This window comes from Glycomyces sp. NPDC021274 (assembly GCF_040641195.1).
GTDB lineage: Bacteria > Actinomycetota > Actinomycetes > Mycobacteriales > Micromonosporaceae > Glycomyces.
In genome coordinates, this window is record NZ_JBFADC010000007.1 from 191,308 (window position 1) to 213,104 (window position 21,797).

Here is a 21,797-nt window from a genome sequence, read left to right on the forward strand (position 1 = left end):
CCGTGTCGCGAAAACTCGATGCCGGGCGCCTGACCCGCAAAGCCCGCAAGGCGGTCGCCCGCGGCATCACCGAGAACCTGGGCCCGATCGGGGCCTGGTTCGCCGTCGCGGTCCTCGCCTGCGTGGCGGTCTTCCAACTGCTCCCCGACGACGGCGAGGAGGCGCTGCCCACCACGGTCGACTCGGTGGTGCTCCTCGGCGTCAGCGGCCTCACCTGGACCGACATCGACTCCGAGACGACCCCGCACCTCGCCGAACTGGCGAAGGACGGCTCGCTCGCCGAGCTGAACACGAACTCGGGACGCAACTTCACCTGCGCCCTCGACGGCTGGCTCACCCTCTCGGCGGGCGCTCCCGCCGTGAGCGACGCGTACGGGCAGGGCGCGCATTGCGACCCGGTCTCCTCCGACCAGATCAGCACCGACGACGGCACGGCGACCGTGGGGGACATGACCGACCTGGTCACCCTCAACAGCGACCTCGACCAGGGCACCCAGCTCGGCACGCTCGCCGCCGGCACCACCTGCGCGACCGCGATCGGCCCCGGCGCGGCGTACGCGACGGCGAACTCGGTCGGGCGCGTCGGCGAGTACTGGCCCGGCCTCCCCAGCGGCGACGACCTCGCCGACGCGCTGGCCGAATGCCCGCTCACCGTGGTGGACGGCGGCATCCTGCCGGTCGAGACCGGCTCCCGGACCGCGGCGCTCGCGAACCTCGACGAGACCGTCGGCGAACTCCGGGCCGCCCGCGGCGAGGACTCGGCGCTCATCATCTCCGGCCTGAGCCAGGTGGCCGAGCCGGACCGGCTGCTCGCCACCGTCGCGAACTTCGGCACCGAGGACGGCCACAACCTCCTCGACCTGCCCGCCGAACGGCCCGGCTACCTCCGGCTCACCGACCTGACCGCGACCATCCTGACGCTCCTGGACTCGCCGCCGCCGGAAACCGTGACCGGCAAGGCCGCCGGCGCCGCCGCCGACTCGAAGACCTATGCGGACCGGCAGGCGGTGTTCGACGACACCGACGCGCGGCTCATGGCCGCCGCCGTCGCCGCCCCGGCCACCCAGTGGCTCCAAGTGCTCCTGTTCCTCGCCCTGACCTTCGTGGCCTGGCCGCTGCTGCAGCTGCTGCGCCGCGCAGGGCAGCCCGGCGTCAAGCCGCCGCCGCTGTGGCTCATGCGGCTCAACATCGTCTCGGCGCTGGTGTGCGCGCTGTTCGTGGCCGCCGCGATCCTCGCGGACTTCTTCGGCTGGTGGTCGGCCGCGCACCCCGGCGTCGTCGGGCCGCTCACCGCCCTCGGCATCGCCGTCGTGTGCGCGTGCCTCGCGATCGCCCTGCCGGGCCGCCACGGCCCCGCGAGCCTCATGATCTCGGTGTCCGCCTTCGGCATCCTCGTGACCGTCCTCGCGATGCTCCTGCGCACCGAGGACCCGCTCGGGACCCTCCTGGGCGACTACACGGTGGCCGACTCGGCCTCGAACGAGCTCGGACCGGTCGCCACGGGCATGTTCATCGCCTCGCTGTGGCTGCTCGCCGCCACCGTGTCGTGGCGGCTCCCGCGCCGCTTCCAGTCCCCGGCGATGGCCGGGATCGGCTGCGTCGGCGTCCTCATCGTCTCGGCCGGGGCGCTGGGCGACTCCGTCCCGGCGGCCGTCGCCATCATCGTCGGCACCTGCCTCGCGGCGGCGCTCGCCACCGGCGGCTGGGTCACCTTCCCGCGCTTCGTGTGGTCGGGCCTCGCCGGCGTCGCCGTGCTCGTGGGCCTCTCCTGGATCGACTACCAGCGTCCCGAGGCCGAGCGCGGCGAGCTCGGCTCGTTCCTCGGCGACATGATGGGCGACACCAACGGCGTCATCGCCTCCGGCATCGGCTCGAACATCGTGGCGGTCTTCACCTCGCCGCTGAGCGTGCTCACGGTCATGGCCGGGGCCTACTGCTGGCTGATCCTCCTGCGTCCGGGCGGCGGCCTGCGCCGCGCCTGGGGCCTGTACCCGCCGCTGCGCGCCGCGTTCTCCGCCGCCGTGGCCGGATCGGCCATGGCGGGCCTCCTCCTCGGCAAGGGCCTCATGAGCCTCGGCGCGGCCCTGGCCGTCATGGTTCCCTTGGCGGTCATCATGAGTCACCGCGTGCTGGCCCGCGCGCACGTCAAGGACGGCCAGTACTCGGACATGATCGTCGACGCACCGTCGTGGGTCGATGAGGAAAACGACGGTGAAAGTGTTAGTGTGGAATCCCGTGGATGATGCGATCCACCGGCTGCGTTCGACGAAGCTTGCGACTCGAACACTGGGCACAGCCTTAGCAGCTCGTTCGCCACGAACATCACGGGAGTCCGCCTTGGCCAGCGCCGCTAATGGTCAGATCCGTTCCACGAAGCACCTCTTCGTCACCGGTGGGGTCACCTCCGCACTCGGCAAGGGCATGACCGCCGCCAGTCTCGGCAACCTGCTGACCGCGCGCGGCCTCTACGTCGTGATGCAGAAGATCGACCCGTACCTCAACGTCGATCCCGGCACGATGAACCCGTACGAGCACGGCGAGGTCTTCGTCACCGACGACGGCGGTGAGACCGACCTCGACATCGGCAACTACGAGCGGTTCCTCGACCGGAACCTCTCCAAGCACGCCAACGTGACCACCGGCCAGGTGTACTCCGACGTCATCGCCAAGGAGCGCCGCGGTGACTACCTCGGCGCGACCGTGCAGGTCATCCCGCACATCACCAACGAGATCAAGTCCCGCCTGGCCGCGATGGCCGACCCGGACCCCGAGACCGGCCGCGTCCCCGACGTGGTGATCACCGAGGTCGGCGGCACCGTCGGCGACATCGAGTCGCTGCCGTTCCTCGAGGCGATCCGCCAGTACCGGCACGACATCGGCCGCGACAACTGCTTCTTCCTCCATGTCTCGCTCGTGCCGTACCTGGCCGCGTCCTCGGAGATGAAGACCAAGCCCACGCAGCACTCGGTGGCGCAGCTGCGCAGCATCGGCATCCAGCCCGACGCGATCGTGTGCCGCTCCGACCGGCCGCTGCCGGACGGCCTCAAGTCCAAGATCGCCGGGTTCTGCGACGTGGACGACGCGGCGGTGGTCTCCGCGCCCGACTCGAAGTCGATCTACGAGATCCCCAAGAAGCTCCACTCGGAGGGCCTGGACGCGTACGTGGTCCGCAAGCTCGACCTGCCGTTCCGCGACGTCGACTGGACCCGCTGGGACGACCTGCTCGACCGCGTCCACAATCCCGTTGCGACCGTCGAGGTCGCGATCGTCGGCAAGTACGTCGAACTGCCGGACGCGTACAAGTCCGTGGTCGAGGCCCTGAGCGCGGCCGGCTTCGCCAACCGCGCGAAGGTCAAGGTCCGCTGGGTCGTCTCCGATGAGTGCGCCACCGCCGAGGGGACCGCGAAGGCCCTCGCCGGGGTCGACGCCGTGGTGATCCCGGGCGGCTTCGGCGACCGGGGCGTGCCCGGCAAGCTGCAGGCGCTCACCTGGTCGCGCACGCGCCTCGTGCCGACCCTGGGCCTGTGTCTGGGCATGCAGTGCATGGCGATCGAGGGCCTGCGCGAGGTCGGCGGTCTCGTGGGCGCGAACTCCGAGGAGTTCGACCGCGAGGCCGAGCACCTGGTCATCTCCACGATGGCCGACCAGACCGACATCGTCGCCGGGCGCGGCGACATGGGCGGCACCATGCGCCTGGGCACGTACCCGGCGCAGCTCGCCGAGGGCTCCATCGCCGCCGAGGTCTACGGCGCCACCGAGGTCAACGAGCGCCACCGCCACCGCTACGAGGTCAACAACGCCTACCGCGACCAGCTGCTGAAGTCCGGCTTCGTGATCTCGGGCCTCTCGCCCGACGGCCGCCTCGTCGAGTTCATCGAGCTCGACCGGGACGTGCACCCGTACTACATCGCGACCCAGGCCCACCCGGAGCTGAAGTCGCGCCCGACCCGCCCGCACCCGCTCTTCGCGGGCCTGGTCGAGGCGGCCCTGAAGCGCCAGGCCGCCGAGCGCCTCGATCTCGAAGCGGCGTAAGCGAACACGACGAAGGGGCCGGGCTCAGATGAGCCCGGCCCCTTTTCGTCTGCGCCGGTTCAGTACTGCGGCGGCTGCGGCTGACCGTAGGGCTGCGGTGCCTGAGGCTGCTGGTACGCCTGCTGAGGCGGGCCGTACGCCTGCGGCGGCTGCCCGTGACCGGGCTGGCTGAATCCGGGCTGGCCGTACGGCTGCTGGCCGTACCCCGGCTGGCCGTAGGGCTGCTGGAAGGGCGGCTGGCCGTATCCCTGGTCCGGGCCGTGGGGGCTGGGCCCGAAGCGGTTGGGGCCGGGAGTGCTTTCGAGGCACATGAAGACCAGCAGGATGATGCCGCCGACCGATGGGATGAGGCCGAGGAGCATGAACCAGCCCGATTTGTTCTGGTCGTGCAAGCGCCGCGCGGTGACCGCGATCGTCGGCACCATCACCGCGAGAAGATAGAGGAGCGGGACGGCGAAGCCCAAAGCCGGGATCCCCGCCTCGGTCGAGGTCGCGCTCGGGGACGAGCTCGAGAACGCGATCGAGAGCAGGATCATGATGCCGGCCCCGACAACGCTGAGGGCCAGGTACGCGAGCAGGTTGAACAGCTGGAACATCCAGTATTCCCTGCGCCGCGCGCGGCCGTTGAAGTCCGCGTATCGCTTGAGGACGCCGATGTACCAACTCATTTGAGGGTTTCCTTTCCGTACCTCTGGGCGAAGCACGGTGACGGGTGGACACTACGATCGCTGAGCATATCGCGGCGGTATCCGGCAAATCAGGCAGCCGAATCGGGCAGCGGCACTGCGGTGTGCGCATCGATGGCGCCCACGGAGCCGCCGGCGGCCGCGCGGGATGCTCCCTTCGCGGCTGCCGACGGCACTCGTTCAGGCCTTGGACGGCTGGGTGCGCAGGGCCCGACCGACCGCGATGGTCGCGATGAGCACCAGTACCGCGGCGATGACCGCCACGGTCCGCAGTCCGTCGGTGAACGCGTTCCTGGCGGCCTCCATGAGCGCATCGCCCGTGGCGGTAGGCAGCGTCGCGGCCAGGTGCGCGGCCTCGCCGAGGGTCTCGGCCCGGACCGGTGCGTCCGCCATCTCGGTGCGGTAGATCCCCGTGGCGAGCGAGCCCAGGAGCGCGACGCCCATCGCGCCGCCGAGCTCGTACGCGGTCTCGGAGATCGCCGAGGCCGCGCCCGCCCGGTCGGCCGGGGCCGCGGCGAGGATCGCGTCGTTGGTCACCGTCTGCGCGAGGCCGGCCCCGATGCCGATGAAGATCGACGCCGCCACGACCACCAGCGCGCCCTCGTCGACGCGGACGAGCGACATCCCGGCGAACCCGGCGATCACGAAGGCCAGACCGCCGATGATGGTGCGCACCATCCCGATCCGCTCGGAGAGCCGCACGGCGAACAGGCCCGCGACCACGGAGATCGCCATCTCGGGCAGGAGCAGCAGCCCCGCCTCCATGGGGGAGAAGCCGAGCACGAGCTGCAGGTACTGCGTGAGCAGGAACAGCGACGAGATCATCGCGAACACGATCGTGAAGTTCGTGGCCAGCGAGGCGCTGAAGCGGCGCAGCCGGAACAGGCCCACGTCGATCAGCGGGTGCTCCAGGCGCAGCTGCCGCGCGATGAAGGCCGCGCCGAACGCGATGCCCGCCGTGAGGGACACGACGGCCGTCCACGACAGGCCGTGCTCGGCGATCGTCTTGACGCCGTACACGAACGGGAACATCGCCAGGAACGACAGGGCCACGCTCGGCAGGTCGATCCGGCCCGGGTTCGGGTCCTTCGACTCCGGCACCAGCAGCGGCGCGACGACCACGACCGCGAGCGACACCGGTGCGGCCATGAGGAACACCGAGCCCCACCAGAAGTGCTCCAGCAGCCAGCCGCCGATGATCGGCCCGGCGGCCGCGCCCGCGGAGAAGCCCGAGGCCCAGATCGCGATGGCGAACTTGCGCTGGCGGTCGTCGTGGAACAGGTTCCGCATGAGCGCCAGGGTGGTCGGCATGAGGGTCGCCCCGGCGAGGCCGAGCAGTGCCCGCGCGGCGATGAGCGTTTCGGCGGTCGGCGCGTAGGCGGCGAGGACGCTCGCGGCGGCGAACGCGGCCGAGCCGATGACGAGCAGTCTGCGGCGGCCCACGCGGTCGCCGAGAGTGCCCATGGTGACCAGGAGCCCGGCGAGCATGAAGCCGTAGACGTCGACTATCCACAGCAGCTGGGAGCTGGTGGGGGCGAGGTCCTCGGACAGGAACGGCACGGCGAAGCCGAGCACGGTCATGTCGATGGAGATGAGCAGGACGGGCAGCACCAGCACAGCGAGCGCCGATCCCTGCTTGGCGGTGATGCGGGCGCGGGGCTCCTGCGGTGCGCGAAGCGTAGCGGCCATGGGTTTCACTCTTTCTTGACGTGAGCCGAGGCAGGGCTCGCGAGGCGGCATCCCGGACACCGGGCGTGCCGGAGGCCGACACGCCCCTCGACTGTACCGTCCGGACGGTACAGTTGGCACCTGGAGGAAACATGAAAGAGCCGGAGATCACCACCCGGGACCGCATCCTCAACGCGCTCCAGCGCATCCTCGTGGACGAGGGCTCCTCGGGCGTGACCTTGGAGAAGGTCGCCGCCGAAGCCGGCGTCTCCAAGGGCGGGCTGCTGTACCACTTCAAGTCCAAGTCCGAGCTCTACGACGGCCTGGCCCGCCGCCACCGCGCGGTGGAGGAGGCCAACATCGCCCAGGCCCGCGAGCGCGGCGTCGTCGAGATGTTCCTGGAGGTCTCCTGGGTCGAGTCCGAGGAGTCGGCGGCCGGGCTCTGGGCGCTGCTCACGGCATTGCGCGGCACGGGCGAGCTCTCGGATGAGGCCCGGGCCGACGTGCTGTTCATCTTCAACGGCTGGCGCGACCTCATCCACGAGCAGGTCGCCGACCCCGTGACCGCCGAGATCGTGCGCCTGGTCGGCGACGGCCTGTTCCTGTCGGCCCTCGCCGGCGCCCCGCTGCCCGAGCGCGAAGTGGTCGAGCAGATCCTCCGGCGCCTCAGCGGCGAGGCCGCGGAGTCCTGATCCCGAAACCTGAGCCGACTAGTGTGGCCCTCGTGCATGAGTACCGAGTCCTCGACAGCGAAATCATCCACCGCGGCTGGGCCTTCGACCTGACCGCCGAGACCATCGCGATGCCCGGAGGCGGCACCGCCAAGCGCGAATACCTCCGCCATGTCGGCGCGGTCGTCACCGTCCCGCTCGACGAGCAGGGCCGGGTCGGCCTGATCCGCCAGTTCCGGGTCCCGGCGAAGGAACTCCTGTGGGAGCTCCCGGCGGGCCTGCGCGACGTCGAAGGGGAGGACCCGGCCCTGGCCGCCCGCCGCGAGCTCGCCGAGGAGGCCGACCTCCTCGCCGCCGACCTCGTGAAGCTCGGCGAGTTCTACTCCACCCCAGGGGTCTCGAGCGAGATGATCCACTACTTCCTCGCCACGGGCCTGACCCCCGTGCCCGAGGTGGACCTGCACGAGCGCACCGACGAGGAGACCCATATCGAGCTCCACTGGTGGGACCTCGACAAGGCCCTCGCCGCCGTCGCGGACGGGGAGATCCGCAACGGCGTCTGCGCGCTGGCCCTCACCCTTACGAAACTGCACCTGGACCGCAACTAGCCCTTAACAACGAAGGCGCACGCTCACATGGCCCGTCGCATCATGGTGCGGCGGGCCGCCTTACGATCACGGCGACGACGCCGTCCGAACCGCTGAACCCACAAGGAATGCGGGCTCCAGGACAACCGGCGTCCTAGACTGCCCGTGCGGGATGCCGACCGGCCCCGAACTGGCACAACGCTTCGGAAGGAACCCGCACGTGAAAGTCGCCGTCCCCCGCGAGATCAAGAACAACGAGTACCGCGTCGCCCTCACCCCCGCCGGTGTCCACGAGCTCGTCGCCGCCGGCCACGACGTCGCTATCGAGACCGGGGCCGGCCTCGGCTCCGCGATCACCGACGCCGACTACATGGAAGCCGGCGCCCGCATCTGCCCCGACGCCGACACCACTTGGGCCTCAGGCGATCTCGTCCTCAAAGTCAAGGAGCCGATCCACGCCGAGTTCCACCGGATGCGGCCCGGCCAGACCCTCTTCACCTACCTCCACCTCGCCGCGAGCGCCGAGTGCACCGACGCGCTGCTCGAGCACCACGTCACCGGCATCGCCTACGAGACCGTGCAGACCGCCGACGGCCGCCTGCCGCTCCTGGCGCCCATGAGCGAGGTCGCCGGGCGGCTCGCCGTCCAGGCCGGCGCCTACCACCTGCAGCGCCCCGAAGGCGGCCGCGGCACCCTCATGGGCGGCGTCCCCGGGACCGCCCCCGCGCGCGTGGTCATCATCGGCGCGGGCGTCTCCGGCATGAACGCCGCCGCCATCAGTGTCGGGATGCGCGCCGACGTCGAGCTCCTCGACCTCAACGTCGACAAGCTCCACACCGCCGACGACCTCTACCAGGGCCGCCTGCGCACCATCGTCTCCAACCGCTTCGAGGTCAAGCGCGCCTGCCGCGAGGCCGACCTCGTCATCGGCGCCGTCCTCGTCCCGGGAGCCAAGGCCCCCACCGTGGTCGACGACGAAGTGCTCGCCGAGATGAAGGACGGCGCGGTCCTCGTCGACATCGCGATCGACCAGGGCGGCTGCTTCGCGCACTCCAAGGCCACCACCCACGACGACCCCACGTTCACCCACGCGGGCAAGCTCTTCTACTGCGTCGCCAACATGCCCGGGGCCGTGCCGAACACGTCGACGTACGCGCTGACGAACGCCACCCTCCCGTACGTCATGAAGCTCGCCAACCTCGGCTGGGCCGCGGCGCTCAAATCCGACCCCGCCCTCGCGCGAGGCCTCAACACGTACGGCGGGCAGGTCGTCAACGAACCCGTCGCGATCACGCACCACCTGCCGCTCAAGTCGATCGCGCAGGTGCTCGCGGAGAACTGACGTCCCAACAGGATTCGGGCCGCGCTCCGCACAGCGGGCGAACTCACGCCGGGTGCCTCGGAGTCTCCCAAGCCGTCGACAGCCTCGATACACTGACGTACAGTCGCTAAGACAGGCAATGGTGAGACGCCCGGCACCCGGTGTCGACCTCGCACCCGGAGGCGCGAAGAAATGAGCAGTGTGGACAGCAACGACAAATGGGCGGCCCTGCGAGGCGCCGCGCAGATGCCTCCCGCTGACGGCACGGAGGATCTGACCTCGCCCGACCCCGAGTCGTACACCAACAAGCGTGAGATCCCCCAGCCCCAACCGCTGGAACGCCACGGCCCGGCCCGCGTCATCGCCATGGCCAACCAGAAGGGCGGGGTCGGCAAGACCACCACGACCATCAACCTCGGTGCGGCCCTTGCAGAGTACGGCCGCAAGGTCCTCATGGTCGACTTCGACCCGCAGGGCGCGCTCTCGGTCGGCTTCGGCACCAACCCCCACACGCTCGACCTCACCGTCTACAACCTCCTCATGCAGGACGACGTCGACATCGACGACGTCATGGTCAAGACGAACGTCGCCGGCCTGCGCCTCCTCCCGGCCAACATCGACCTCTCGGCCGCCGAGATCCAGCTCGTCAACGAAGTCGCCCGCGAGCAGACCCTCGCCCGCGTCCTGCGGCCGGTCATCCCCGACTTCGACTACATCCTCATCGACTGCCAGCCGTCCCTGGGGCTCTTGACGATCAACGCGCTCACCGCCGCGCACTCCGTGCTCGTCCCGCTCGAGTGCGAGTTCTTCTCGCTGCGCGGCGTCGCCCTCCTCCTCGACACCGTCGACAAGGTCCGCGAACGCCTCAACTACGACCTCGAACTCGACGGCATCCTCGCGACCATGTACGACTCGCGCACCACCCACTCGCGCCAAGTGCTCCAGCGCGTCGTGGAGGCCTTCGGCGACAAGGTGTTCTCCACCGTCATCACCCGCACCGTCCGCTTCCCCGAGACCACCGTCGCCGGCGAACCCATCACCACCTGGGCCCCCGCCTCCTCCGGCGCCCGCGCCTACCGCCAACTCGCCCGAGAGCTCATTGCCGCCACGGACAAATTATGGGGCCATCGCCCGCACTCAGGAACAATCTGAGCTGCGGCTCCCTCGTCGCAAGTACTGCTCCGCTGCGCTCCGCTTTCGTACCAGCTCCTCACGAGCCTTGTCAGATTGCCCCTGAGCACGACCGCTGACCCCAAATTCCTTTCCACATCGATGTATCGATCGTGGTGCCCCAAACGCCCGTCTAAGCTTGCCTGCGTGACCGACCAGCAGCCGCCCCAGCTCCCGACCCAGCGGGAGGGCGAACCGGAGGAGGCCGAGACCGGCTTCCACGTCCGGCTCGCCAATTTCGAGGGCCCGTTCGACCTGCTGCTCCAGCTCATCGGCAAACACAAGCTCGACGTCACCGAACTCGCCCTCCACCAGGTCGCCTCCGAGTTCATCACCTACGTCACCGGCCTCGACGACGCCTGGAACCTCGAAGAGACCTCCGAGTTCCTCCTCATCGCCGCCACCCTCCTCGACCTCAAGACCGCCCGCCTCCTGCCCGGCACCGTCGTCGACGACGAAGAGGACCTCGCGCTCCTCGAAGCCCGCGACCTCCTCTTCGCCCGGCTCCTGCAGTACAAGGCCTACAAGGAAGCCGCCGGCGCCCTCGCGATGTTCGTGGAGACCGCCGCGACCCGCATCCCCCGCAACGTCGGCCTCGAAGAGCGCTACAAGGGCCTGCTCCCCGAACTCGTCCTCGACCTCACCCCCGAGGAGTTCGCCGCCCTGGCAGCCAAAGCCATGCGGCCCAAAGCGATCCCCACCGTCGGCACCGGCCACATCCACATGCAGCGCGTCTCCGTGCGCGAGCATGCCGTCATCATCTCCCGCCGCCTCCAGCGCGTCCAGACCGCGACCTTCCGGGCCCTCACCTCCGACTGCGAATCCCATCTCGAAGTCGTCGCCCGCTTCCTCGCCCTCCTGGAGCTCTACCGGGAGGCCCTCGTCGGCTTCGAGCAGATGCAGGCACTCGGCGAACTCACCGTCCGCTGGCTCGGCGGGAACGTCACCGAGATCGACGTCGACGAATACGCGGGAGCACCCGCTGAACCGCAAGCACCACCGGGGGAGGAATCGAGCGAATGAGACCCGAGCACCTGGGGGAGTCCCTCGAACACGACCTGGCGACGTGGAAGATGCCCGGCGCGCGCCAGGAGGCCGCGCCGCTGCGCCCCGACACGCCCGCCGACGAGCCGCTGACCGAAGACGACGAGTACGCCGCCGCGCTGGCCGCCGCGCCCGCCCAGCCGGAACCGGACGAGGAACCCGAGGTCACGGACACCAGGCCCGTCCCCGACGACGTCGACCTCGGCGCCGTCCTGGAGGCGATCCTCATGATCGCCGAAGAACCGCTGAGCGAGGAGTTCCTCTCCTCGGTATTGGAGCGGCCACGTTCACAGGTGCGCGAGGAACTGGGCCGACTCAGCGCCGAATACACTGGTGACGGACGCGGATTCGATCTGCGTCGCCAAGCCGGCGGCTGGCGCTTCTACACCCGGGCGGACTACGCCCAGTACGTGGAGCGTTTCGTCACCGACGGCGCCTCCGCCCGCCTCACCAAGGCGGCGCTGGAGACGCTCGCCGTGGTGGCCTACAGGCAGCCGGTCACCCGCGGCCGCATCTCGGCCATCCGGGGCGTGAACTGCGACGGCGTCATGCGCACGCTCGTCGCGCGCGGCCTGGTCGAGGAGTGCGGGACCGACCCGGACTCGACGGCGACGCTCTACCGCACCACCACCCTGTTCTTGGAGAAGATCGGACTGGACACGGTCGCACAGCTCCCCGAGCTGGCCCCGTTCCTACCGGACGACGTGACGGATATCGAGGAAGATGAACAACGCTGACGAAGAGGGCATCCGCCTGCAGAAAGTCCTGTCGCAGGCCGGGATCGCCTCCCGCCGTGCCGCAGAGGACCTGATCACCCGCGGCAAGGTGAAGGTCAACGGCGAGCGCGCCCACCTGGGCCAGCGCGTGGACACGTCGAAGGACATCATCCACGTCTCCGGCAAGCGCGTCATGACCGACGTCGACAAGGTGTACTTCGCGATCAACAAGCCGCGCGGCATCGTCTCGACCATGGAGGACGACGAGGGCCGCCGCTGCCTCGCCGAGTTCGCCAAAGGCATCGACCAGCGCGTCTTCCACGTGGGCCGGCTCGACACCGACTCCGAGGGCCTCCTGCTGCTCACCAACGACGGGGAGCTCGCCAACCGCATCATGCACCCCTCGCACGGCCTGCCGAAGGTCTACCGGGCGCAGGTCGCGGGGATCATGGACCGGCCCACCTGGAACAAGCTGCTCAAAGGCGTCGAACTCGACGACGGCATCGCCAAGGCCGACAAGCTCAAGATCATCGACGAGCACGCCGGGCAGTCCTTGATCGAGATCACCATCCACGAGGGCCGCAAGCACATTGTGAGGCGGCTCATGGACGAGGTCGGCCACCACGTCTCGCGCCTCGTGCGCACCGAGATGGGCCCGGTCAAGCTGCGCAACCTCAAGCCGGGGACGCTGCGCAGGCTCACCCCGAACGAGGTGGGGGAGCTGTACCGCGAGGTCGGACTCTAGCTGGCTGTAGTGACGGAAGGGCATGGCCCGGTTAGGGTTCGGGCATGTCAACGATTCTGAACGTGATCTGGTTCGTGCTGGCCGGGCTCTGGCTCGCGATCGGCTACTTCTTCACGGGTCTGCTCTTCTGCATCTTCATCGTGACCATCCCGTTCGGCATCGCGAACATGCGCCTGGCCGGGTACGTGCTGTGGCCGTTCGGGCGCACGGTCGTCTACGACCGGGACGCCGGCTGCTTCTCGCTCCTGGGCAACGTCCTGTGGCTGATCCTGTTCGGCTGGGAACTCGCGCTGGCGCACCTCGTCACCGGGTTCCTCCAGGCGATCACGATCATCGGCATCCCGCTGGCGGTGGCGAACTGGAAGATGATCCCGATGGCGCTGTGGCCGATGGGCGCGCGGGTGGTCGAGCGGCGCTGACCGGGCGGGTCTGATAGTGAGGTCAATCCACACCTCACCAGGTAGAACCGGGCATGATGTAGGTTTGCTTGGTTTGCAGTTGAAGAACGGAGCGCGACAGTGCCTGAGCAGAAGAGCGGACCGGTCGTCGCTATCGACGGCCCGTCCGGGGCCGGGAAGTCGACCGTGGCCAAGACTTTGGCGACCGCGATCGACGCCGCGTACCTCGACACCGGCGCCATGTACCGCGCCGCGACACTGGCGGTCCTCAACGCCGGCGTCGACCCCTCGCAGACCGCGCAGGTCACCAAGACCGTGAAGCACGCGAAGCTCGAGTTCGGGACCACCCCAGAGGACCCGTTCACCCGCGTCGACGGCGAGGATGCCGACCTGGCGATCCGCAGCGACGACGTGACGAAGGCGGTCTCGGCGGTGGCCGGGAACAAGTCGGTGCGGAAGTTCCTCATCGACGAGCAGCGGCGGATCATCGCCGATGCCAAGGCGGGCATCGTGGTCGAAGGCCGCGACATCGTCTCGGTCGTCGCGCCCGACGCCGACGTGAAGGTCTACCTGACCGCCGACCCGGTCGAGCGCGCCAAGCGGCGCGCCGCCGAGAACGGCGCCGACGCGAACACCACCGCGAAGGACATCGAACGGCGGGACACCGCCGACTCGAAGACGACCCGACCCCTGGAGGCCCCGGAGGGGGCCGTGGTGATCGACTCCACGACGCTGCCGATCGTGGAGGTAGTGGCCAAGATTCTGGCCTTGCTGAGCAACAGGGAAATTGATGACTGACGAAGTGACCTGGACCGGCGACGACGGTTGGAGCGAGAGCGACGACGTCGACGAACGCGGTCCGGTCCCGACGGTGGCCGTGGTCGGCCGCCCCAACGTGGGCAAGTCGACACTGGTGAACCGCATCCTGGGCCGCCGCGCCGCGGTGGTGCAGGACGAGCCCGGCGTGACCCGCGACCGCGTGGCCTACGACGCCGAATGGGCCGGGCGCGAGTTCAGCCTGGTCGACACCGGCGGCTGGGACCCGGACGCCGAGGGCATGGCGAAGTCCATCGCCCTGCAGGCCGAGCTGGCGATGCGCACTGCGGACGTGATCGTGTTCGTGGTCGACTCGCGCGTGGGCCCCACGGACGCCGACGAGGCGGCCGTGCGCATCCTGCGCTCGACCCGCAAGCCGGTGATCCTGGTGGCCAACAAGGCCGACTCGGAACGCCAGGAGGCCGAGGTCCACGAGCTGTGGAGCCTGGGCCTGGGCGAGCCGTTCCCGATCTCGGCCCTGCACGGCCGCAACTCGGGCGACCTGCTCGACAAGATCATCTGGGCGTTCCCCGAGGAGCCCACGGGCCAGCTCAAGGAGCGCGGCCCCCGCAAGGTGGCCCTCGTCGGCCGCCCGAACGTCGGCAAGTCGAGCCTGCTCAACCGCATCGCGGGCGAAGAGCGCGCGGTCGTCGACAACGTCGCGGGCACCACGGTCGACCCCGTCGACTCCCTGGTGGAGATCGACGGCGAGGACTGGGTCCTGGTCGACACGGCGGGCCTGCGCAAGCGCGTCAAGTTCGCCTCCGGCACCGAGTACTACGCCTCCCTGCGCACTGAGGCCGCCGTCGAGGCCGCCGAGGTCGCCTTGGTCCTCCTGGACGCCTCCGAGCCCATCAGCGAGCAGGACCAGCGGGTCCTGACCCAGGTCACCGAGTCCGGGCGCGCGATGGTGCTGGCGTTCAACAAGTGGGACCTCGTGGACGAGGACCGGCGCTACTACCTCGAGAAGGAGATCGACCGCGAACTCGGCCAGGTCTCCTGGGCCCCGCGTGTCAACGTCTCGGCCACGACCGGCCGCGCCGTGGAGAAGATCGCCCGCGCCCTGCGTGAAGCCCTGGAAGGCTGGGGACAGCGCGTCAGCACCGGCGAGCTGAACAAGTGGATCAGCGACCTCCAGGCCGCCACCCCGCACCCGGTCCGCGCCAACAAGGCCCCGAAGGTCATCTACGCGACCCAGGCCGCCGCCGAACCGCCGCGCTTCCTCCTCTTCACGAACGCGCCGTTCGACAAGCAGTACCTGAAGTTCATCACCCGCAAGCTCCGCGAGGACTTCGGCTTCGTCGGAACGCCCATCGACCTGGTGGTCAAACCCCGCGAATCCCGCAAGAAGGACAAGCGCAAATAGCCATTCTCACACCGGGGACCTCGCCTCCGAGGCCCCCGGGACCATAGGCTAAAGTTGTGTCCGCCGCGGACAACGCGGCGGAAAACGGGCTGTGGCGCAGCTTGGTAGCGCACTTGACTGGGGGTCAAGGGGTCGCAGGTTCAAGTCCTGTCAGCCCGACGTTTTCGCAGGTCAGAGGCTTAGCCTCTGACCTGTTTTTCTTTCCCGGCGCATTTTGTCCGTTTCAAGCTCACTGGCAAGCGGCTCAAACCGAAGCCAATTTCTGCCTGGCATCGGTCTAAAACCGCAGGTCAAGTCCCAAATCGTCGATCAATCTGGGGCTTCGACCTGGCCCTGGATCCGCGCATGCAGGGGTCGAAGGCGCTCACGACGATGAATGAATCCGCAGGTAGACTGGGTCGTTCTCGCGGCTCCTTGACGCGGCTGATCGCCTGTCCATGGGTTTGTCCATGGTCATGATGGGAGTATGACTCACAAACGTTCCCAATCCTCACGTCCGCGGGGGAGTATCCGCTCTCGCGGGAACGCCTTCCAAGTCCGTGTCTACAACGGCGTCGATCTCGCGACTGGCAGGCAGCTCTACCTCACCGAGTCCTGTAAGGACCGCGATGAAGCCGAGGCCACTCGCGTGCGGCTGGTCGCACTGGCCGATGGCGGCAAGGCGGCAGCAGGCACGTGGAGCTTCGGCGACGCAGTCCGGCAATGGCTCCTCACCCGCGACGAGTACGTCGCAGCAGGAGAACTCGCAGCGGTAAGCCAGCGCCAATCCCGATACCTGGCCGAGACGCACGTCATTCCGGCACTGGGGGCGATCGCCCTCAGCTCGCTTGGACGCGACTTTGTACAGGCTGCAGAGGGCCTCTACCGCGACATCGGCAAGTGCCGTATCCGCTGCGGAGGCCGCATGCGCATGGAACATCATCCGCCGGGCAGGCGCAACGCTCGCCTGGTGCGCGATCTGACCGGTCATCGGTGCGGTCGGCGCTGCAAGTCCCATGTCTGCACGCGGGCGTCGGCGTCGATGCTGCGAAAGGTCCACAGTGTTATCACTGGTACGTGCGGCATGCTGTTCCGGTGGGGCTGGCTCGCCACTGATCCGTCCAAGCGCATCAGGGGACCGAAGGCGCCGCTGGTGACCCCGAAGGCGCCGACGACCGCTCAGGTGAACGCGCTGATCGAGGCCGCGTTCACCCAGAACGCGGACTGGGGAACGATCGTGCTGCTGTTGTCGGTCACCGGCGCCCGCCGATCCGAGATGACCCGGTACCAACTCAAGCACGTCGACTTCGATCGGAACTTGATCTTCCTCGACCGCACCAAGGTCAAGGGCACCGCTCGATGGCTTGCGCTCGATCCGGCGACCATGGCACTGTTGGAGGCGTTGCGCGACCGCATCGTCGAACGCCGCGGTGCCCTGGGCCTGGCACCGACCGGGGAGGAGTACCTGTACTCCTACAAGGCCGACCACGCTAAGCCCGGTTCAGGAGGCTACCTCAGCAAGCGCTTCAAGGACATGGGCAAGTCGATCGGCATCGACACCCACCCCCACGCTTTGCGCCACTACGCCGCGACCGAACTCATCGTCGGCGGTATCGGCATCGTCGACGTCGCCCACCGGCTCGGCCACAAATCCCCGTCGACCACCACCGACATCTACGCCGCCTGGCGGCCCGAGGTCGATCAGCGCGCCGCCGCCCTGCTCGCCGGCAGCCTGACACTCCCCGCCGACCTGTTCCCCGCCCCGTCCGTCCGCGACCGCTCCGCCGAACAGACCCGCCGCACCAGTCCCGAAGTCGAGCAGCGCATCTGCGACCTGCGGCGGCGCATCGGCTGGGGACCCAAACTCATCAAAGACCACCTCGCCGCCGAGCACATCGCCATCGACAAGTCCACCGTCTGGAAAGTGCTGCACCGCCACGAACTCAACACCAGCAGCCCGAGTTCCGAAAAGCCATGAGGCAGTCGAAGAGCTGGAGGTCGAAAACGCAGTTCGGAGTGCCTGGCGCGAATACCCTGCCGGGATTGCCGCGCATGGCATGCAGGCTGCGGCTTTACGGAGAGGAGGCTCGCAGTTCCGGCTCGATGTGAAACCAACCCCGGAACGAGAGTGGAAGGTTAGGGGTGACCCGAAAAGAAGTCCATATTGTCTGAGGTGCCCGGGATGTGCTGTGCCGGGCTCATAACCTGGAGGTCGGTGGTTCAAATCCGCCTCCCGCTACGATAGAAATACCAGGTGAAACCCGGTTTCCTCGAAAGAGGGAGCCGGGTTTTTCCATGCCTGTTGCTCGTTCGTTGCTCGGATGAACCATGATTCCTCGGCACCCCATGAAAACGCTAGATATTGGCCTAGTGTTTCAGGTCACTATTGTGGCTTGTCTCGTGGCAGGCTTTTCAACAGTCCCCAACCTTGCTGCTGAGTTGTTTCATGAGCGGCGCATGTTGACCTTGAGCACCGAATCCTTGGCGTTAACGGTGCTCACGGGTCCGAGTGCCTGCAAGCGGTGCGCAAGTTCGATGGCGGCGTGTGTGAGTGGCAGCTTGAGGCGTCGCCCGTTGGTGGTGGTCATCTGGTCGTATTCGCCTTTAAGGGCGGCGAGGATCGGCTTGAGGTCCGATAGCGAGCACTGATCCAGTTGAGGCTCGAGCAAGGGAAGGACCAGGGCTGCGGAGCCGGTAGCGAGGGCGATGCGGTGGATTTCCTCGAGTGGGAGGAGGATGTTGTGCTTTCGTGCGTATCGGGCAGCGGCTTCAAGTGCGTCGCGTCGATCCGTGGGAGTGAACGAGCGTAGCTCCGTGATGATGTCGGCTTTGATGCTCCCAGCGATTTGCTCGCTTTCCAGCAGTGTGGCGATGTCGGTCTCGGGGAGCTCGTTTGGAGAGCAGTAGTCCGCAAATGCGCTGGAGGCGGTGATCGCGAATTCCCTAGTCGCCCAGTCGGTGTCGCGCGTCAGAGCGAAGGTGGCGGCGTTGTCTTCGACGATGCGGCGTTTGATGAGCAAGCCGACGAGTCTTCCGGGTTCTGGTTCGATCTGGTCGGGTACGAGGCGGTGTTGGAGGCTGAGGCTGACTACGAGGCGGACCCTCACCTGGGGATCGGTGATCGCTGACCGAGCGGCGAGGATCACATACGCGAGCGCAGCTCGTTCCTCCTCGGGTTCGCCGTCTGTGCTGATTTGCTTCTCCGCGGTCAGGAGGCTACCGAGTCCGGCATCGATTCCACCGATGGACTCCACATAGGCGGTGATGTTGGCAAAGGTGGCGGGGAAGCGCTGTGCGGCTGCCAAGAATGGCCAGGCGGGCTCGGGGAACGCTGTCACAAAGTGGTTTTGACAGCTGGGTGCGGACCGTTCGATGACGGCGGCCAGGTGGGGTGAATTGCGCTCGGCGAGGTCTTCGAGCACGGTGATGTAGGAAGGCGTGCTACTGAGTGCGAGACGGTACTCGTCCTGGTCGAGGACGTTGTTGAGGTAGGCCTCTAGGTGGTCGAGCACATGCGCGTAGACGTTCCGGTTGCTGACGTGAATTTCGTCGAGCGTCAGGTGCTGTGGCTTCCAGAGCGCTGTGATCAGGTTCTGCCGGGTGACGGGAAAACGTTGGAGGGTGACGACGATCTTTCGTGCTGGTTCTGACAGCGGCGCGAGCGAGGGGAAGGAAGCGTCGACGTTGCTGATGAACTCAGCGAGCGCTTCGCTGGACTCGGCGGTGAGGTCGTGGGTGGTCAGGGTTGAAAACTCGGGATAGTGCTGTTCCAGGTACTCGCGGACTGCGGTGTCGGTGCGGTAGCGGACCCCGGGGGCAAGTGATCCCAGGGCCGAATCGAAGTACGCCTGTCGGGTCGGTTCGTCGGCGTTGAGGTCGGTGACGAGGAACGAGAAGATATTGGTCCAGGTCGCCGTGAGCTTGCGTATCAGTTCGGTTTGGTGCTTGCCGCCGGCAAGGTAGGCGGTGAGGAAGCGATGCCGTGCCTCGCCGGAGTCGAGCAACCAGGTGACGAACTTGCCGATGCGGGGGTGTTCGTTGGCAAGAAGGTAGTCCCAGACAGCGATGTTGAGCATTGCGAGGTTCGCGATGCTGCTGCCGCGTTCGCGAAGCACGGCCTCGACATCTTCGGAATCCAGGTCGAACTGCTCGTCCATCACGTTCGGGTCGACGTGGTGCATGATGAAGTTCGCGGCCTTGGGACCGACGCGTTCGGTCTGGTAGGTCGCGGTGTAGAGGGTGAAGTCGCGGTTGAGGTACCCGTGCTGCATGAGTTCGACGGCGAGTTCGGACTGCAGAAGAACCTTGGCGATGTCCAGGAAGGTCATCTGGTCGCTGTTGTAGGTGATGGTGAGGTCGGTCATCGCCGCGAGTTCACGCATGTCAGCATGGAGCAGGCGGTCACGGCTCTGCTTGATGTCCATGAGGCGCACCGTAAATGCTTCGCGAGCATCATCGTCCCAGTCAGTCAGGGCGACAGGGCCATGGAGAACCTCCGCGGCGTCTTCGGGTGCGACCTGGAGCTGGGCACCGCGGTTGGTTATTGCTATCAGCGGATTGGTTCCGGTGAGGAACCGATCCCAGAACTCCGGGGTACGAAGCTTGTCCTCGGCGACAACCGCGCCTTCGAACTGATAGCTACTGATCGTTCCCCGGAATCGGCGAGTGGTGCGATTCAGGTCGGCGATGAGCTTGCCGCCGAGGTCGGTTGCCCGCTCGGTCGCGGTGTCGAGGCGTTGGAGCTGCTGGCGGACGGCAGTCGCTTCGGAGTCGAGGCGGGCTACGTGTTGGCGCACCAGGTTCCGTCCGATGCGGTAGAGCTGATCGAGCAGGCTGGTGCCGAACCGGATCGCCTCAAAGTCGGACAGGTGTGTGTTCTTGTACAGGACCATCGCGAAGAGCTGATCGTCCTGGAGGTCGAGTCCCCCGCCGTCGGTGCCGATGAGTTTCGCGCGGAACACGGCGAACTCGTTGCGGAGGTTCTTGAGCAGTCGCATCTCGGCGACGTGACGCGCGGTGCGGTCGAACAACTCCAGGGACACCTGATGGTCGAGGTCTTTCATGATGCGGAACATGTGGTCGCGCGTGTTTCGGTGGGTGATGAACGGGACCATGGGAATAACGAGGTCGAAGAACTTGGTGCGGTTGGCGCGGGCAACTTCTCCGGCGGCGGCGTCGACCCGGTCCGCGGCCACGCCGGGCTCAGATTGATCGGCTCCAATGTTCGGGGCGAAGCCGAGCTGGTCGAAGATGCTGTCCTTGATCGCGTAAATGAAGCGGATCGTGCGGCCACGTAGTTGTTTGGCGCCGTTGAGCGTCGTGTTGAGTGCCCGGAGCGTCTCGAAGATATGGGGGTCCTCGAACCGGTCGAGGTCTTCGAAGATGACCAGGTCGAGCTTGGTGACCTCGAAGAAGTACACGATCTCGTCGAGGTACTCGTCGAAGTAGGTCGAGGTCGGAGCGGAGAGCGAGATAATCGTTGATCCGGCGCCGATCTGGTCGATGTGGATCTGGTTGTGAAACAGCAGCCGGAGGCCGAAGACGAAGCCGACCGAGCCCAGCGCGACGAAGAGATGATCCCATCGGCCCAGATCCGGTTGCGCAAAGGCAAAGAGTTTGTCCGTCCAGCCGGCGAGGACGAACAGGAGGAAAATCGGCAGGCCGAGGGCGAGGGCGATTCCGACCTCGCGCCAGGGTCGGAGGCCACTGATTCGACGGTACCGTGACCCGGGCAGCCGCACGGGATCCTCGCGATAAAGCAGCTGCTTAACGATCTCCTTCTGGATTAGGTTGGTGATTGTGTCGGCTGGCGATGGCTCGACGCCTGGAGCGGGATGGGTCTTGGCGATGCCGAGGGAGGCGAAGGAAATCTGGATGGCCTTCTTGCCCTTGTAGTCCACGGCAACCTGGTCGAGGACACTGCTCTTGCCGGTCCCGTAGCTGCCGGTCAAGGCGATGTTTCGGACCGCTTTGTCCTGGAGCTTGGCGGCGATGGCATCGGTGTAAAGCCGGTGATCGGCCTCGGAAAATGAGGGCGTGAGCGTCAGAAGCGACAGCGTCGCACCCTGTTCCGTGTTCGAGCCTTTGCTGTGGCGGCTCATGAGCGAACTCCTTCAGCCAGTCCGGAATCGGGCGACCGGTGCGGCCTGGCCGATTCAGTGCCACATCTTAACGCCGCACGGACTCCGTTGTGGACCTGCATCGTTCTGAGGAGAGTGCTGGTGCCAGAGGCTGGCGCCCGCCCCGTCGCACCCCGCCACCACTGCCCCGCCGGAGCGGACCTGTTCGGCCCGCCCGCCTCGAACACACGTGGTCACCGAGCACCACTGGGTCTTCGCCGACGACGACGGCGTGGTCTTCCTCCACGCCTCTCACACCGATGTCGTCCGCACCCTGGACCTGGAGATCGAACTCACCGAACGGCTCCAGTCGCAGCGGATCGCGGACGGCACTACTCTGCGCGAGCAGTTCGACTTCACCACCTTTCTCAACCGGCGTGGCACCGACCCGACCTGCGCTCTCGCCTAACGCCTCGCCGCATAAGGCAAGGCCCTCGAAAGCCCCCGAGCCAGCCCCCGGACGGAGCGCGCACCGTCAG

Annotated in this window: 16 protein-coding genes, 1 tRNA gene and 1 pseudogene; 15 read left to right on the top strand and 3 right to left on the bottom strand. The window is 67.5% G+C overall.

Annotated elements, in window-relative coordinates; all coding sequences use genetic code 11:
• The first annotated feature begins 2 nt into the window (after positions 1–2).
• Both AB0I03_RS17310 and AB0I03_RS17315 read left to right on the top strand, forming a co-directional pair.
• Complete coding sequence (locus AB0I03_RS17310; RefSeq protein ID WP_360413584.1) at positions 3–2,243, top strand: hypothetical protein; 2,241 nt, start codon at positions 3–5, stop codon at positions 2,241–2,243.
• A gap of 94 nt (positions 2,244–2,337) precedes the next feature.
• Positions 2,338–4,032 (top strand): CTP synthase, encoded by a 1,695-nt coding sequence (locus AB0I03_RS17315; protein ID WP_360413587.1) that lies wholly within the window; start codon positions 2,338–2,340, stop codon positions 4,030–4,032.
• 263 nt (positions 4,033–4,295) lie between these two features.
• Here the strand turns inward: AB0I03_RS17315 and AB0I03_RS17320 are convergent.
• Positions 4,296–4,700 (bottom strand): annotated as a pseudogene (locus AB0I03_RS17320) (DUF805 domain-containing protein); the annotation flags it as partial.
• Positions 4,701–4,898: 198 nt separating this feature from the next.
• Positions 4,899–6,407 (bottom strand): MFS transporter, encoded by a 1,509-nt coding sequence (locus AB0I03_RS17325; protein WP_360413590.1) that lies wholly within the window; start codon positions 6,405–6,407, stop codon positions 4,899–4,901.
• Between the two features lie 131 nt (positions 6,408–6,538).
• Here AB0I03_RS17325 and AB0I03_RS17330 point away from each other — a divergent pair, with 131 nt between their 5' ends.
• From AB0I03_RS17330 to AB0I03_RS17385, 12 genes are all read left to right on the top strand, one after another.
• A complete protein-coding gene (locus AB0I03_RS17330) occupies positions 6,539–7,078 on the top strand; it encodes a TetR/AcrR family transcriptional regulator (RefSeq protein ID WP_360413593.1) in 540 nt (179 codons plus the stop codon).
• A 32-nt stretch (positions 7,079–7,110) separates the two neighbouring features.
• Entirely contained in the window at positions 7,111–7,665 is a 555-nt protein-coding gene (locus AB0I03_RS17335; RefSeq protein ID WP_360413596.1) for an NUDIX hydrolase, read from the top strand.
• Positions 7,666–7,864: 199 nt separating this feature from the next.
• Positions 7,865–8,986, top strand: a complete 1,122-nt coding sequence (gene ald / locus AB0I03_RS17340; RefSeq protein WP_360413599.1) for an alanine dehydrogenase — start codon at positions 7,865–7,867, stop codon at positions 8,984–8,986.
• Positions 8,987–9,211: 225 nt separating this feature from the next.
• Positions 9,212–10,117 carry a ParA family protein gene (locus AB0I03_RS17345; RefSeq protein WP_360413904.1) on the top strand — a complete coding sequence of 302 codons (906 nt, stop codon included), beginning with the start codon at positions 9,212–9,214 and terminating at the stop codon, positions 10,115–10,117.
• A 165-nt stretch (positions 10,118–10,282) separates the two neighbouring features.
• Entirely contained in the window at positions 10,283–11,158 is an 876-nt protein-coding gene (locus AB0I03_RS17350; RefSeq protein WP_360413602.1) for a ScpA family protein, read from the top strand.
• Complete coding sequence (gene scpB / locus AB0I03_RS17355; protein ID WP_360413605.1) at positions 11,155–11,916, top strand: SMC-Scp complex subunit ScpB; 762 nt, start codon at positions 11,155–11,157, stop codon at positions 11,914–11,916. The genes AB0I03_RS17350 and scpB overlap by 4 nt, the downstream gene beginning before the upstream one ends.
• Entirely contained in the window at positions 11,903–12,640 is a 738-nt protein-coding gene (locus tag AB0I03_RS17360) for a pseudouridine synthase (protein ID WP_360413608.1), read from the top strand. The genes scpB and AB0I03_RS17360 overlap by 14 nt, the downstream gene beginning before the upstream one ends.
• 44 nt (positions 12,641–12,684) lie before the next feature.
• The gene (locus tag AB0I03_RS17365; RefSeq protein ID WP_360413611.1) at positions 12,685–13,059 is read left to right on the top strand and encodes a YccF domain-containing protein; all 375 of its coding nucleotides are present in this window, start codon (positions 12,685–12,687) and stop codon (positions 13,057–13,059) included.
• Between the two features lie 99 nt (positions 13,060–13,158).
• Complete coding sequence (gene cmk, locus AB0I03_RS17370) at positions 13,159–13,836, top strand: (d)CMP kinase (RefSeq protein ID WP_360413614.1); 678 nt, start codon at positions 13,159–13,161, stop codon at positions 13,834–13,836.
• On the top strand, positions 13,829–15,220 hold the full coding sequence (gene der / locus AB0I03_RS17375) for a ribosome biogenesis GTPase Der (RefSeq protein ID WP_360413617.1): 1,392 nt from the start codon (positions 13,829–13,831) through the stop codon (positions 15,218–15,220). Before cmk ends, der begins: the two co-directional genes overlap by 8 nt.
• Positions 15,221–15,305: 85 nt before the next feature.
• Positions 15,306–15,379, top strand: a tRNA-Pro gene (locus AB0I03_RS17380).
• A 469-nt stretch (positions 15,380–15,848) separates the two neighbouring features.
• The gene (locus tag AB0I03_RS17385; RefSeq protein ID WP_360413620.1) at positions 15,849–17,177 is read left to right on the top strand and encodes a tyrosine-type recombinase/integrase; all 1,329 of its coding nucleotides are present in this window, start codon (positions 15,849–15,851) and stop codon (positions 17,175–17,177) included.
• Between the two features lie 466 nt (positions 17,178–17,643).
• Here AB0I03_RS17385 and AB0I03_RS17390 read toward each other — a convergent pair whose 3' ends face one another.
• Positions 17,644–21,300 carry a hypothetical protein gene (locus AB0I03_RS17390; protein ID WP_360413623.1) on the bottom strand — a complete coding sequence of 1,219 codons (3,657 nt, stop codon included), beginning with the start codon at positions 21,298–21,300 and terminating at the stop codon, positions 17,644–17,646.
• Between the two features lie 208 nt (positions 21,301–21,508).
• On the opposite strand from AB0I03_RS17390, the gene AB0I03_RS17395 reads away from it, so the two are divergent.
• Positions 21,509–21,727, top strand: a complete 219-nt coding sequence (locus tag AB0I03_RS17395) for a hypothetical protein (RefSeq protein ID WP_360413626.1) — start codon at positions 21,509–21,511, stop codon at positions 21,725–21,727.
• Positions 21,728–21,797: the final 70 nt, after the last annotated feature.